This window comes from Gilliamella sp. Occ4-3, from assembly GCF_001690675.1.
Lineage (GTDB): Bacteria > Pseudomonadota > Gammaproteobacteria > Enterobacterales > Orbaceae > Gilliamella > Gilliamella bombi.
Window position 1 is genome coordinate 45,427 of sequence record NZ_LZHR01000024.1, and the last position, 14,496, is coordinate 59,922.

Annotated in this window: 12 protein-coding genes, 1 tRNA gene and 3 rRNA genes; 4 read left to right on the forward strand and 12 right to left on the reverse strand. The window is 38.3% G+C overall.

Going from position 1 to position 14,496, the window contains the following annotated elements:
- Positions 1 to 38 precede the first annotated feature (38 nt).
- A complete protein-coding gene (adhE, locus tag A9G44_RS03120) occupies positions 39 to 2,735 on the reverse strand; it encodes a bifunctional acetaldehyde-CoA/alcohol dehydrogenase (protein ID WP_065574926.1) in 2,697 nt (898 codons plus the stop codon).
- A 286-nt stretch (positions 2,736 to 3,021) separates the two neighbouring features.
- Positions 3,022 to 3,816: a tRNA cyclic N6-threonylcarbamoyladenosine(37) synthase TcdA gene (tcdA, locus tag A9G44_RS03125; protein ID WP_065605816.1), complete on the reverse strand. Its 795-nt coding sequence runs from the start codon at positions 3,814 to 3,816 to the stop codon at positions 3,022 to 3,024.
- A 525-nt stretch (positions 3,817 to 4,341) separates the two neighbouring features.
- Between tcdA and A9G44_RS03130 the strand changes: the two genes are divergently transcribed.
- Positions 4,342 to 4,557: a DUF4177 domain-containing protein gene (locus A9G44_RS03130; protein WP_065609171.1), complete on the forward strand. Its 216-nt coding sequence runs from the start codon at positions 4,342 to 4,344 to the stop codon at positions 4,555 to 4,557.
- A gap of 220 nt (positions 4,558 to 4,777) precedes the next feature.
- Here the strand turns inward: A9G44_RS03130 and A9G44_RS03135 are convergent, their stop codons facing one another.
- Genes A9G44_RS03135 through A9G44_RS03155 form a run of 5 tightly spaced genes read right to left on the reverse strand, consistent with a single transcriptional unit; the run spans position 4,778 to position 6,697 of the window.
- Positions 4,778 to 5,161, reverse strand: a complete 384-nt coding sequence (locus A9G44_RS03135) for a DMT family transporter (protein ID WP_034913644.1) — start codon at positions 5,159 to 5,161, stop codon at positions 4,778 to 4,780.
- Complete coding sequence (locus tag A9G44_RS03140; protein WP_034913647.1) at positions 5,161 to 5,517, reverse strand: EamA family transporter; 357 nt, start codon at positions 5,515 to 5,517, stop codon at positions 5,161 to 5,163. The genes A9G44_RS03135 and A9G44_RS03140 overlap by 1 nt, the downstream gene beginning before the upstream one ends.
- Positions 5,505 to 5,939 carry a zinc uptake transcriptional repressor Zur gene (gene zur, locus A9G44_RS03145; RefSeq protein ID WP_065590506.1) on the reverse strand — a complete coding sequence of 145 codons (435 nt, stop codon included), beginning with the start codon at positions 5,937 to 5,939 and terminating at the stop codon, positions 5,505 to 5,507. Before zur ends, A9G44_RS03140 begins: the two co-directional genes overlap by 13 nt.
- 16 nt (positions 5,940 to 5,955) lie before the next feature.
- Positions 5,956 to 6,234, reverse strand: a complete 279-nt coding sequence (locus tag A9G44_RS03150; RefSeq protein ID WP_065590505.1) for an RnfH family protein — start codon at positions 6,232 to 6,234, stop codon at positions 5,956 to 5,958.
- A gap of 1 nt (position 6,235) precedes the next feature.
- Positions 6,236 to 6,697 (reverse strand): type II toxin-antitoxin system RatA family toxin, encoded by a 462-nt coding sequence (locus tag A9G44_RS03155; protein WP_081298233.1) that lies wholly within the window; start codon positions 6,695 to 6,697, stop codon positions 6,236 to 6,238.
- A gap of 33 nt (positions 6,698 to 6,730) precedes the next feature.
- Here A9G44_RS03155 and smpB point away from each other — a divergent pair, with 33 nt between their 5' ends.
- Positions 6,731 to 7,213, forward strand: coding sequence for an SsrA-binding protein SmpB (gene smpB / locus A9G44_RS03160; RefSeq protein WP_065590504.1), 483 nt, complete (start codon positions 6,731 to 6,733; stop codon positions 7,211 to 7,213).
- Positions 7,214 to 7,326: 113 nt separating this feature from the next.
- Here the strand turns inward: smpB and lolA are convergent, their stop codons facing one another.
- Entirely contained in the window at positions 7,327 to 7,920 is a 594-nt protein-coding gene (lolA, locus tag A9G44_RS03165; protein ID WP_034913659.1) for an outer membrane lipoprotein chaperone LolA, read from the reverse strand.
- Positions 7,921 to 8,098: 178 nt separating this feature from the next.
- Here lolA and A9G44_RS03170 point away from each other — a divergent pair, with 178 nt between their 5' ends.
- Together A9G44_RS03170 and A9G44_RS03175 are read left to right on the forward strand one after the other, a co-directional pair.
- Positions 8,099 to 9,436, forward strand: a complete 1,338-nt coding sequence (locus tag A9G44_RS03170; protein ID WP_065609172.1) for a replication-associated recombination protein A — start codon at positions 8,099 to 8,101, stop codon at positions 9,434 to 9,436.
- 420 nt (positions 9,437 to 9,856) lie between these two features.
- On the forward strand, positions 9,857 to 10,150 hold the full coding sequence (locus A9G44_RS03175; RefSeq protein WP_065609173.1) for a hypothetical protein: 294 nt from the start codon (positions 9,857 to 9,859) through the stop codon (positions 10,148 to 10,150).
- 116 nt (positions 10,151 to 10,266) lie between these two features.
- On the opposite strand, the gene rrf is transcribed toward A9G44_RS03175, so the two are convergent.
- The 4 genes from rrf to A9G44_RS03195 all read right to left on the reverse strand — a co-directional run.
- Positions 10,267 to 10,382, reverse strand: a 5S ribosomal RNA gene (gene rrf / locus A9G44_RS03180).
- Positions 10,383 to 10,521: 139 nt separating this feature from the next.
- Positions 10,522 to 13,421, reverse strand: a 23S ribosomal RNA gene (locus A9G44_RS03185).
- Positions 13,422 to 13,679: 258 nt separating this feature from the next.
- Positions 13,680 to 13,755, reverse strand: a tRNA-Glu gene (locus A9G44_RS03190).
- 54 nt (positions 13,756 to 13,809) lie between these two features.
- Positions 13,810 to 14,496: ribosomal RNA gene (locus tag A9G44_RS03195) — 16S ribosomal RNA — on the reverse strand; the annotation flags it as partial.

The following is a 14,496-nucleotide window of genomic DNA, read 5'->3' on the forward strand; positions in this document are numbered from 1 at the left end:
ATTATTTCGGGTTTTATTTAGCTCAAAATAAACTTATGTTATTTCTTTTTAACTACATTTTTTTTGGTTGTCCCTGCACCTTTAGCCGCTGTTTGTACCGCTACATCTTCGCTAATATCACCTTTGTCTTGATATGCACGTCCATAATAAGTATCAAGAAGGATCTGTTTTAGCTCTGCAATTAGAGGATAACGAGGGTTTGCACCAGTACATTGGTCATCAAATGCATCTACTGCAAGCTGATCGACTTGATCCAAGAAAGTTTTTTCATCCACACCAAATTCTTTAATAGAAAATGGAATATCAAGATCTTTTCTAAGTTGATCTAACCAACCAATTAGCTTCTCGACTTTCTTCTCATCATTATCCGTAGCTGCAGTTAGACCTAAATGATCAGCAATTTCGGCATAACGGCTAACTGCTTTAGGATAACCATATTGACTAAATGTACCTTGTTTAGTTGGTTTGTCGGTTGCATTAAAACGGACAACATTACTAATTAACATCGCATTAGCAACACCATGAGGAATATGGAATGCTGCACCAATTTTATGAGCTATTGAGTGACAAACACCAAGGAATGCTTGAGCAAAAGCAACACCAGCTAACGTTGCAGCACTATGCACTTTTTCTCGAGCAATAGGATTTTTAGCCCCTTCTCTATAACTTGCTGGTAAATAAGCTTTAAGTATGCTTAGCGCTTGTAGCGCTTGCCCATCAGAAAACTCACTTGCCATAACTGATACGTAAGCTTCTAAAGCATGCGTTACGGCATCATAACCTCCAGCTGCACAAAGTGAACGAGGCATATTCATCACTAAGTTCGCATCAACTATTGCCATATTAGGCGTAATAGCATAATCCGCTAATGGATATTTTTGACCTGTTGCATCATCAGTAACAACGGCAAATGGAGTTACTTCAGAGCCTGTACCTGATGTGGTTGTTACACAAATTAATTTTGCTTTTTGCCCCATATTTGGGAAGTGGCAAGCACGTTTACGAATATCCATAAAACGTAATGCTAGCTCTTCGAATTTAGTTTCAGGGTGCTCATATAAAACCCACATGATTTTTGCAGCATCCATTGGTGAACCACCACCTAACGCAATAATTGTATCTGGTTGGAATGCTTGCATTGAATCAGTACCTTTACGCACGACACTTAATGTTGGATCTGCTTCAACATCAAAGAAAGTTTCACAAATAACACCTTGTGCTTCTAATTGATCAGTGATTTGTTTTGAGTAACCGTTATTAAATAGGAATTTATCTGTTACCAAAAATACACGCTTTGCACCTTGCTCAACTACTTCACTTAAAGCTACTGGTAGTGAGCCACGTTTAAAATAGATAGAACTTGGTAGTTTGTGCCATAACATATTTTCTGCTCTCTTAGCGATTGTTTTCTTATTGATTAAGTGCTTCGGTCCAACATTTTCAGATACCGAGTTACCACCCCAAGAGCCACATCCTAATGTTAAAGATGGCGCTAAATCAAAATTATATAAATCACCAATACCACCATGAGCCGCTGGTTGGTTTATTAAAATACGGCAAGTTTTCATTTTACTACCAAAATAAGCAATACGTTCACGATTGCTATCTTGATCAGTATAAAGGACTGAAGTGTGCCCCATTCCACCCATTTCAACCAATTTTTCTGCTTTATCAACAGCTTCAGAGAAATCTTTAGCCTTGAACATAGCAAGCGTTGGAGAAAGTTTTTCGTGGGCAAACGGTTCAGATAAATCAACTTTACTTACTTCGCCAACAAGTACTTTCGAACCAGCTGGAACTTTAAGACCAGCCATTTCAGCAATTTTAGTTGCTGGCTGACCAACAATATTGGCATTTAAGGCGCCTTTGTCGTTTAAAATAATACCTTGTACTGCTTTAGTTTCTTTAGCATTTAAGACATATGCACCATATTGAGTTAATAAGCGACGTACTTCATCATAGACAGAATCAACAACAACAATTGCTTGTTCTGATGCACAGATCATCCCGTTATCAAATGTCTTAGACATAAGTACTGAGGCAACAGCACGTTTCAAATCAGCTGTTTCATCTATAACAACTGGTGTATTACCTGCACCAACACCTAACGCAGGTTTACCTGAACTATAAGCTGCTTTTACCATGCCTGGTCCACCGGTTGCTAAAATAGCAGACACATCATCGTGGTGCATTAATGCATTTGATAATTCGATAGATGGCTCGTCAATCCAACCAATAATATCTTTTGGTGCACCAGCTTTAATTGCGGCATCTAATACAATTCGAGCAGCTTCAATAGTTGATTTTTTAGCTCGAGGATGTGGAGAGAAGACAATTGCATTGCGAGTTTTTAAGCTAATTAATGATTTAAAAATCGCAGTTGAAGTTGGGTTAGTTGTAGGAACAATTCCACAAATAATACCAAGTGGCTCTGCTATAGTAATAGTACCGAATGGTTCATTTTCAGCAACGACTCCACAAGTCTTATCGTGACGATATTTATTTAAAATATACTCAGCGGCAAAAAGGTTTTTTATGACCTTATCTTCGACAATTCCCATTCCTGACTCTGCAACAGCTTGTTGCGCAAGTGGAATACGTGCCGCAGCGGCGGCTGTTGCAGCTGCTACAAAGATTTTGTCGACTTGTTCTTGAGTATAAGTTGAATAAGTCTCCTGCGCCTTTTTGACTCGAGCCATTAACTCATTTAACTCATTCATGTTAGTTACTGCCATAGATTTCTCCTTGAAATTAAAAAATAAATCGGGATCGTTTGGCGTCTTCCTTGAAACTATTTAATGCTTAAGCATAATGACAAAACGAAATTGACGTTATCGTAAATCAGATTTTTACTTTATACAATAATATATTGAATAAAAAAAAGCATGTTACGAAAAGTAACTAATTTTTTATGTATTTAATCACTAAAAAAGAAATAGATATAAAAGACAACCACTTTCACTCAAAAGTGGTTATTATTAATGGAATTTATTATGGAAGAAAAAGGACTAGTTTTAAAAATTATGTGTTACACAATTTATTTAGCACATAACTAACCGCCACAAAACCAAAGGTGGCTGTAACTGTTGTAATTGCACCAAACCCTGACTCACAATCCATTTTTTTAGGACCATCTGCTTCACTTTTTGTTAAGCATACTTGTCCATTTTTAGAAGGATACGTTAATTGCTCAGTCGAAAATACACAAGGAATGCCGTATTTACCTTTACTATCTTTATTTAATTTATAATTATGCTTTAGTTTCTCTCGTAACTTCGCTACCAATGGATCTTGAATTGTCTTTGCTAAATCTGAAATTTTAATTTGGGTTGGATCTTTTTGCCCACCAGCTCCACCAATGGTAATCACTTTCAATTTTTGTCGCTTACAATATGCAAGCACAGCCGCTTTATCGTATACACTATCAATTGCTTCAATAATATAGTGATAACGGTGGGATTGCTTTGTTCCTAAATATTTGCCAACATTACTCGCATTAATAAAATCATCAATTTCATTTACGATACATTCAGGATTAATTTGTAAAATACGTTCAGCCATAACTGATGTTTTAGCTTTGCCAATATTGGATTTTAACGCATGAATTTGGCGATTTGTATTTGTTACACAAACATCATCCATATCAATTAAAGTAATTTGACCAATACCGCTACGCGCTAGCGATTCAGCAATCCAAGAGCCTACACCACCAATACCAATTACACAAATATGCGCTTGCGAAAAACATTGCAAAGCCGACTGACCATAAAGCCTAGCTATACCGCTAAAACGTTGAAAGTAAGATTCTTTATTCATCAATAATTAATAATAGTGTTTTATACTAAAACAACTACTCTCCTGAAACTTTTTTACAAATTATAACTGTAATATTTTTTATATAAAGAACTTATCAATAAGTATTAGAGATATTATACCTTTCACGAATAAAAAACCAAATTCATAACTTTTATAAAGGTCAACTACATCATCCCGATGATGAGCAATCGGTAAAATATTATGTGTATTTGTTTAACTTATTAGTTTTTCCTATAATTTGCCATTTCACACCAAGCAATTGTACCTTTAGCTTGACCAAATAAGCAAAGTAGATAAAGAGTCTAATAACCTGTATCAGGTCGTAATATCCTCGTGCTTAGTCAGGCTAACGTCGAGCAAAATAGGGTTATATTTAAAATGGTTAACAATTTTAATATAAATTGAACATATCTATTTTTTAGATCAAACAAAATTGTTATACGCTAGATACTTAAGTCTTAACAGTATATAATATTAAAAATTTTCAATGTCAATTTAAATAAATTATTGGAGTTTTAATTTTTTATGAAAGAATATAAGGTAGTTATTTATCAAGAAAACGCTTTTTCTTCATTTCTTTTTGGATCAGCTAATGTTAATCCAGCTAGGTTTGCCGAGTTATTAAATAAAAATGCTGAAGCAGGCTGGCGTGTAGTAACGATGGAAAGAGAGATACGCCGCTTGTTCTTATTCTGGAATCGAGAAGCTCACATTGTTATCCTTGAGCGTGACCGTATTTAAACAATCTCAAAAGCATTTTTATTAAAATAATCCATTACAGGTAATAATATTTTAAATTAATAGTTGTAAGGTTAAAAATCAATATGCTCATTAGGGCATATTATTTCTACTAAATAAGATAAACTCAAACTGGCTAATTGCTAAATTAGTAAATTGGAAGTATTAATTCTTTGTTAAAAAGTTTCAGGAAACACTATGTTTCAGTATAAAATAGGCAACTTTAAGATTTATGCTGTAATTTTTGCTCTGCTAGAGCTAAAAAAACAATACCTATAATGATAGATAACCCACCAAGCATGCGTGTCAATGTAATTTGCTCATCAAAAACAATAACCGATACCAACATTACTGTAACCACCTGTAAATGAGAAGCGGCAAAAGCTGGACCCACTGGGGCTTTTTTTAATAATACCATCCAAGTGACAAATGCCCCTGTATAGCCAAGCATTACTAAATAAGCCCAACCATAAGTAAAAATACGGATTAACCAATCAATACTCACTTCAAATGGCATAGCTGATATTGCCGTTAATTTAAAGCTTGTTTGACCAAATGTGTCAAAAAATAATAGTAAAATGAATCCAATAATATAAAATTTTTTCATTACGTAAGCCCCACTAAAACTACGCCTGTAGTAATAAAAAATATACCAATGATACGAAATAAAGTAAGGTGCTCTTGAAATAAGATACGACCAGCTAACATAACAGTAATGATATTAAATGAACCTAGTAAAATACCTTGCGACAAAGGCACTTTACTTAAAAATGCTAGCCAAAAAATAAAACCGATAAAATATGTGCCAAACCCCAACCAAAGCCAAAAGTTGCTAAATAATTTTTGCCAATAATGTAAACCCTGCTTATTTTTTGAAGTAATTGCGGCATACTTAAATGCAATTTGCCCAACAGTATCACAGGCAATATTAATTAACCAAAGAACAATAATTAAGGTTGACACTGCTGGCAAAATCCGTGTATTTCTAGCACACTATGTTTGATTAAAAAATCACTTTGTTGTGCTAACTGTTTAAATTGATGTTCGATATCTTGTGAATGTTTTTCGATGATTTGTTGACATTTATCGCAAATGAATAAAATTGAAATATGTTCAGGATCTTGAAAATGTGGACAAATAATATAGCTATTAGAAGATTCCACTTTATGGATAAAACCTTGTTCAAGTAAAAATTCAAGTGCACGATAAATTGTTGGAGGTTTAGCTTGTGGTTCGCTTACTTTTAGTAGATCTAAAAGATCATAGGCACTCATTGCTTTATTTGCCGTTAACATAATATCTAAAACTGTTCGGCGTTGCGTTGTCAGTTTAATACCACGTTTTTTGCATAAAGTTTCAATCTTTTCAATTAATAGATTATGCATTTAATATCCTTTGCCTTTAGCCATAATTTTTTTGTGCAGCTTTTCTTCGTCTTATTTCTTTAGGATCATTGATTAAAGGGCGATATATTTCAATACGATCGCCATTTTTAACCAATTCATTAAGATCACAACGTTTTCCATAGATGCCGATTAAATGTTCATCTAGTTTAATCTGGCATAACGATAAGATATTGGATTTTGTAATTGCTTGCAAGACATTCGTTTGCTCATCAACATTACAATTAATTACTGTTGGATTATTCGGTAACGCATAAACAACTTGAATATTGATCATTTTAATAAATCTGCCTTGCTCTTTTTGAAAACGCATTAACCATACTAGTCATGATTTCTTTAAATACAGGAGTAAAAGTCATATCTAATAATTTATTTTTGAACTCAAAATCTAAATTGAGACTAATTTTACTTTGGTTTTCAGTAATTTTAACAAATTGCCACCGACCCGATAATTGTTTAAATGGACCTTCTAAAAGCGTTATATCAATTGAGTTAGGTTCATTAACTCTATTTAATGTGGTAAAAGATTTTTTAAAACCGAACTTTTCAACCTTAATAAAGGCAGTCATAATATTATCTTGTTTTCTAATAATGCCTGTTGCGATACAATCAGGAATGAATTCTGGATATTTTTCTATATCATTAACTAAAGCAAACATTTGCTCAATTGAGTAGGGCTCAATAACTTCGTGAAAAACATGTGCCATAATAATAAAATAAAAAGTTAAAATTAGTAGCATATAGTATCACGTAACTCTATAATAACGCACATTATGACTAAGAAAAAATTACACAAGCCGGGATCGGCAACTATTGCATTAAATAAACGTGCACGCCATGAGTACTTTATTGAAGAGGAAATTGAGGCGGGATTATCCCTGCAAGGTTGGGAGGTAAAATCACTCCGTGCAGGTAAAGCAAATATTAGTGATAGCTATGTTTTACTTAAAGATGGTGAAGCATGGTTATTTGGTGCAACTATTACGCCGTTAAATGTTGCCTCAACGCATGTTATTTGTGAACCGATGCGAAATCGTAAGTTGCTGCTAAATGAGCGTGAGCTCAACTCATTATTTGGTCAGATCAACCGCCAAGGCTATACGGTTGTTGCTCTTTCGTTATATTGGAAAAACGCATGGGCAAAAGTAAAAATTGGTGTTGCCAAAGGTAAAAAAGAATACGATAAACGTACCGATATTAAAGAACGCCAATGGCAAGTTGATAAAGCACGTATTATGAAAAACGCAAATCGGTAATGTTTTGATTCACTTCGTAAAATATAACGCTAGCAGTAGATATCGATTCAATTTCTGTTTTAATTAGATTTGCTAGCGCTATCTTTTTTAGTACATTATAAATCTACAATATACTAACGTTGATCATCAACAGTTACGCCTGCTGGCGGAGTAAATTTAAATTTATCTAATGCGACTTTACCTAGTGTTTGTCGAGACAAGTCATAAAAACTACGTTGGCCATCTTCTTCTATAATAGTAAAGTTAGAAATCATACCTGTAGGTAATACCGAAATAATAAAGTCTTGATTAGACCCATCTGTTGGTTTTAGGGTAAACGAATCTTGTTTACGAGTGACATTATAAACATTCCAAATTGGGTTCTGACTGTCAGTAATTAGTAACATTAATCGGTTATCAATCGCTTTTTTCAAGTCCATTACACTAACTTGTTGAACTGCTGGTGTATATACCCACATATTCTTTCCATCAGAAATAATCGATGTTTCATCAGGTTCATTCATCGTCCAATTAAAATAGTAAGGTCTACTAACCCATAAATCGCCTTTACCTTCTTGTACTTGTTGATTATCGGCCGTTTTCACATCTTGCGAAAACCTTGCATAAAACCCGTCAATTTTATCTAAACGTTGTTGTAATACTTCTTTATCGCCAGCCCATGCAGATAAACTAACTAATGCTCCAATTAAAAGTAAAAACTTTTTCATAGCCAATCCTTATGTATTTCTTCTATAAAAATATGTTAAATATATTTTGATTACTATATAAGATTGAAATATTACCGTTTTTATTCTAGTGGGGAAAGATATTTTCTTTTCTTTTTTCACTTACAAAATAACAAGTATATAATAGGTTTTATTTTACAAATGCGGATAAATACCTGCCATGCCGAGTATGTCTTTTGAATTTACTACTGATGAATTTAAACCATTAGCAGCTAGAATGCGCCCACGTAATCTAGCTGAATATATAGGTCAATCTCATCTATTGGGGAAAGATAAACCGCTACCAAAAGCAATTGAAGCTGGAAATTTACACTCAATGATCCTTTGGGGGCCACCTGGCACTGGCAAAACAACTTTAGCTGAAATTATTGCTCATCATGCTAATGCTAAAGTTGAACGAGTTTCTGCCGTTACATCTGGCATAAAAGATATTCGTGAAGCAATTGAACGTGCTAAAATTAATCAGCAAGCAGGGATCCGCACTATATTATTTGTTGACGAAGTTCATCGTTTTAATAAAAGTCAACAAGATGCGTTTTTGCCTTATGTCGAAAACGGTACTGTTACGTTTATTGGAGCAACAACTGAAAACCCATCATTTGAATTAAATTCTGCGTTATTATCTCGTGCAAGAGTCTATTTACTCAAATCATTAACCAACCATGACATTGAGCAAATTTTACAGCAGGCAATGGATGATCCTAAGCGTGGTTATGGTAATAAAAACATCAATCTACCTGAAGAAATAAAAAAACAAATTGCAGAATTCGTTGGTGGCGATGCGAGGCGAGCACTCAATACTCTTGAACTATTAATTGACATGTCAGATGGGCATGAACTTACACCTGATTTACTCAAAGAAGTTATGGGAGAACGTAGTGCGAGATTCGATAATCAAGGCGATCGTTTTTACGATTTAATTTCCGCGGTACATAAATCAATACGTGGTTCCGCACCTGATGCCGCTCTTTATTGGTATGCCAGAATTATCTCTGCTGGGGGGGATCCGCTTTATGTTGCACGTCGATTATTAGCCATTGCCTCGGAAGATGTTGGTAATGCCGATCCTAGAGCTATGCAAGTAGCACTTGCCGCATGGGACTGCTTTACAAGAGTTGGTCCTGCTGAAGGTGAACGTGCGATTGCACAAGCAATCATCTATCTTGCTTGTGCGCCAAAAAGTAATGCAGTTTACCTTGCATTTAAACAAGCAATGACTGATGCCGAATCAAAACCTGATTATGATGTTCCTGAGCATTTACGCAACGCTCCAACAAGCTTAATGAAAAAGTTAGGTTATGGTGCTGAGTATCGTTACGCCCACGATGAACCCAACGCTTTCGCAGCAGGTGAAAATTACTTCCCGCCAGAAATGGCTAATACAAAATATTATCGCCCAACAACTCGTGGTGCTGAAAAAAATTATACTGAAAAATTAGCATGGATAGAAGAACAAAACCTCTCAAGCTCTATTCAACGTTATAAGTCTAAAAAATAGAGGCTATGTTTATTTTTTATAAAAATATTCTGAAGGTATTTGATCTAACAAAATAATTATAAAATGGAGAATACTATTTCTACATACTTATTTTTGTACCTACCTTTAAATCTTAAAATAATGTTAAAAACTTTCAGGAAACTATGTGTTTGAGTATAAAATTTTAAATAATTAAAGTGCTTTTTATCTAAAAATATGTCGGGTTTTTAACAACCTGGAGCAAACAAATAGAATGACTGAAAATGACTTACCATTTATAATACTGAAAAAATCATGAGACATTAAATATGTATAACGCCTATTGAATACAAAACACAAAAACAACTAGCATGATTTTCTACGTTAATTTTGTATTAAAAATGAGATAATCACACTTCAGCTCGCTGTAAACTATTAAAATTATGAAATAGGATTAATTTTATGCCGGCATTATTTGAATATTCAAATATATCAAACACTGTACTCAATATATTAGATAAAAAAGGATACCAAATTTGGTATGACGAAAAGTTAAAAATGTACTGTGCTGAAAAGAATGGTTGGGATTTTATAGCCGATTCACCATCAGGTTTGTTAGGTTTAATTAGCATTTATGAATTTAAAAAACCAGCTATATATAAAGAATATTGGTGGAAAGATGATGATAAAAACTTACTAAACAATTTAAGAAAGAAACCTAAATACATATCAGTTATAGATAAAAATATAAGATAGGTTAAGGTTAAGTTACTAAAAATAAAGCAAAAGCAACTAAGTGATTTTTTACATATTATAAGATAATAATGTAAAAGCAAAAAGCCCAGCATGACTGCTGGGCTATATATTTAAAAGTCTGGCGGCACCCTACTCTCACATGGGTAATACCCACACTACCATCGGCACTACGGCGTTTCACTTCTGAGTTCGGCATGGGGTCAGGTGGGACCACCGCGCTATTACCGCCAGACATATCCTGTCTCTTTCAATTAGTATTGATATCTTCTACCATTATCTCATATCAATACCTATCTATCAATCCGGAACAAACTGCTCTCTCAACTTTTTATCAACTCTTTACCACGTAACCCAAAACAACTCCGAGTTGTAAGGTTAAGACTCTCGGTTCATTAGTATCAGTTAGCTCAATGTATCACTACACTTACACACCTGACCTATCTACGTCTTAGTCTCAAACGGACCTTACTGAATCTCTTCAGGGAAAACTCATCTCGAGGCTAGTTTCGTGCTTAGATGCTTTCAGCACTTATCTATTCCGCACGTAGCTACCGGGCAATGCAATTGGCATCACAACCCGAACACCAGCGGTGCGTTCACTTCGGTCCTCTCGTACTAGAAGCAAACCCTCTCAATTTTCCTACGCCCATGGCAGATAGGGACCGAACTGTCTCACGACGTTCTAAACCCAGCTCGCGTACCACTTTAAACGGCGAACAGCCGTACCCTTGGGACCTACTTCAGCCCCAGGATGTGATGAGCCGACATCGAGGTGCCAAACACCGCCGTCGATATGAACTCTTGGGCGGTATCAGCCTGTTATCCCCGGAGTACCTTTTATCCGTTGAGCGATGGCCCTTCCATTCAGAACCACCGGATCACTATGACCTACTTTCGTACCTGCTCGAGCCGTCACTCTCGCAGTCAAGCTAGCTTTTGCCATTGCACTAACCTCCTGATGTCCGACCAGGATTAGCTAACCTTCGTGCTCCTCCGTTACTCTTTGGGAGGAGACCGCCCCAGTCAAACTACCCACCAGACAGTGTCCCTTACCTCGATTCAGAAGTATAGGTTAGAACATCAAACATTAAAGGGTGGTATTTCAAGGTCGACTCCACACACACTGGCGTGCATGCTTCTTTGCCTCCCACCTATCCTACACATTAAGGCTCAATGTTCACTGTCAAGCTATAGTAAAGGTTCACGGGGTCTTTCCGTCTTGCCACGGGTACACCGCATCTTCACGGCAATTTCAATTTCACTGAGTCTCGGGTGGAGACAGCCTGGCCATCATTACGCCATTCGTGCAGGTCGGAACTTACCCGACAAGGAATTTCGCTACCTTAGGACCGTTATAGTTACGGCCGCCGTTTACTGGGGCTTCGATCAGGAGCTTCTGCATAAGCATAACCCCATCAATTAACCTTCCAGCACCGGGCAGGCGTCACACCGTATACGTCCACTTTCGTGTTTGCACAGTGCTGTGTTTTTATTAAACAGTTGCAGCCAGCTGGTATCTTCGACTGATTTCACCTACGTCCGCATGGGATTTCAATTACACATCAGCGTGCCTTCTCCCGAAGTTACGGCACCATTTTGCCTAGTTCCTTCACCCGAGTTCTCTCAAGCGCCTTAGTATTCTCTACCTGACCACCTGTGTCGGTTTCGGGTACGATTAACTATAACCTGAAGCTTAGAGGATTTTCCTGGAAGCAGGGCATCAATTACTTCACTGCCTTAGCAGCTCGTCATCACGCCTCAGAGTCTTAGTGACCGGATTTGCCTAATCACACCCCTACACGCTTAACCCACCATCCAATAGGTGGTAAACCTAGCCTTCTTCGTCACCCCATCGCAGTTATAGCCAGTACGGGAATATTAACCCGTTTCCCATCAGATACGCCCTTCGGCCTCTCCTTAGGGGTCGACTCACCCTGCCCCGATTAACGTTGGACAGGAACCCTTGGTCTTCCGGCGAGCGGGCTTTTCACCCGCTTTATCGTTACTTATGTCAGCATTCGCACTTCTGATACCTCCAGCATGCCTCACAACACACCTTCTACGGCTTACAGAACGCTCCCCTACCCAATACACTTGCGTGCACTGCCGCAGCTTCGGTGCATAGTTTTAGCCCCGTTACATCTTCCGCGCAGGCCGACTCGACTAGTGAGCTATTACGCTTTCTTTAAATGATGGCTGCTTCTAAGCCAACATCCTAGCTGTCTAAGCCTTCCCACTTCGTTTCCCACTTAACTATGACTTTGGGACCTTAGCTGGCGGTCTGGGTTGTTTCCCTCTTCACGACGAACGTTAGCACCCGCCGTGTGTCTCCCATGATTCAACTTGTCAGTATTCGGAGTTTGCATCGGGTTGGTAAGCCGGGATGGCCCCCTAGCCGAAACAGTGCTCTACCCCCAACAGTCATTCATGAGGCGCTACCTAAATAGCTTTCGGGGAGAACCAGCTATCTCCCGGTTTGATTGGCCTTTCACCCCCAGCCACAGGTCATCCGCTAATTTTTCAACATTAGTCGGTTCGGTCCTCCAGTTAGTGTTAACCAACCTTCAACCTGCCCATGGCTAGATCACCGGGTTTCGGGTCTATACCCTGCAACTTAACGCACAGTTAATACTCGGTTTCCCTTCGGCTCCCCTATTCGGTTAACCTCGCTACAGAATATAAGTCGCTGACCCATTATACAAAAGGTACGCAGTCACTATTACCTAACGGTAACAGCTCCCACTGATTGTACGTACACGGTTTCAGGGTCTATTTCACTCCCCTCCCGGGGTTCTTTTCGCCTTTCCCTCACGGTACTGGTTCACTATCGGTCAATCAGGAGTATTTAGCCTTGGAGGATGGTCCCCCCTTCTTCAGACAGGATATCACGTGTCCCGCCCTACTCTATAAGCTTCCACATAACGCACCTTCGTGTACGGGACTTTCACCCTCTATCGTGCGACTTTCCAGACGCTTCCACTAATACCTTATGCTACCCGCTTGGGCTCCTCCCCTTTCGCTCGCCGCTACTCAGGGAATCTCGGTTGATTTCTTTTCCTCGGGGTACTTAGATGTTTCAGTTCTCCCGGTTCGCCTCATCTAACTATGGATTCATTAGATGATAGTGTAGTTTCCTACACTGGGTTTCCCCATTCGGACATCGACGGCTATTACGCTTTTTATCAGCTTACCGTCGCTTTTCGCAGATTAACACGTCCTTCTTCGCCTCTGATTGCCTAGGCATCCACCGTGTACGCTTAATTTCTTAACCTTACAACTCACAGTTGTCTTGGTTTAAATTACGCTTTCTTCTCTTTCTTACTTATTCTCTTTTTATTTATAGATTGTTCAATCAAAGTTCAATAAACTTTAATTCAACCTATAATTAAAAGCCTTTCGTAAAAACGAGAACTCGTTTCTTTCAGCTTGTTCCTAATTGTTAAAGAGCTTTATCTTTCTATTCACTTAACCACTAAATCAAGTAAATACAAACATAATTTTTTTAGAAAAATAATTTCATCACATTTTATGGCGTCCCCTAGGGGATTCGAACCCCTGTTACCGCCGTGAAAGGGCGATGTCCTAGGCCTCTAGACGAAGGGGACTTAATTATTTCTCTTCTAAACAAACAATCTGTGTGAACACTTACGAGCACTTCGTAAGGAGGTGATCCAACCGCAGGTTCCCCTACGGTTACCTTGTTACGACTTCACCCCAGTCATGAATCACACCGTGGTAAACGCCCTCCCGAAGGTTAAGCTATCTACTTCTGGTGCAACCCACTCCCATGGTGTGACGGGCGGTGTGTACAAGGCCCGGGAACGTATTCACCGTGACATTCTGATTCACGATTACTAGCGATTCCGACTTCATGGAGTCGAGTTGCAGACTCCAATCCGGACTTAGACGTACTTTGTGAGGTCCGCTTACTCTCGCGAGGTCGCCTCCCTTTGTATACGCCATTGTAGCACGTGTGTAGCCCTGGTCGTAAGGGCCATGATGACTTGACGTCGTCCCCACCTTCCTCCGCTTTATCAACGGCAGTCTCCTTTGAGTTCCCGACCTAATCGATGGCAACAAAGGATAAGGGTTGCGCTCGTTGCGGGACTTAACCCAACATTTCACAACACGAGCTGACGACAGCCATGCAGCACCTGTCTCACAGTTCCCGAAGGCACTCTCGTATCTCTACAAGATTCTGTGGATGTCAAGACCAGGTAAGGTTCTTCGCGTTGCATCGAATTAAACCACATGCTCCACCGCTTGTGCGGGCCCCCGTCAATTCATTTGAGTTTTAACCTTGCGGCCGTACTCCCCAGGCGGTCGATTTATCGCGTTAGCTTCGG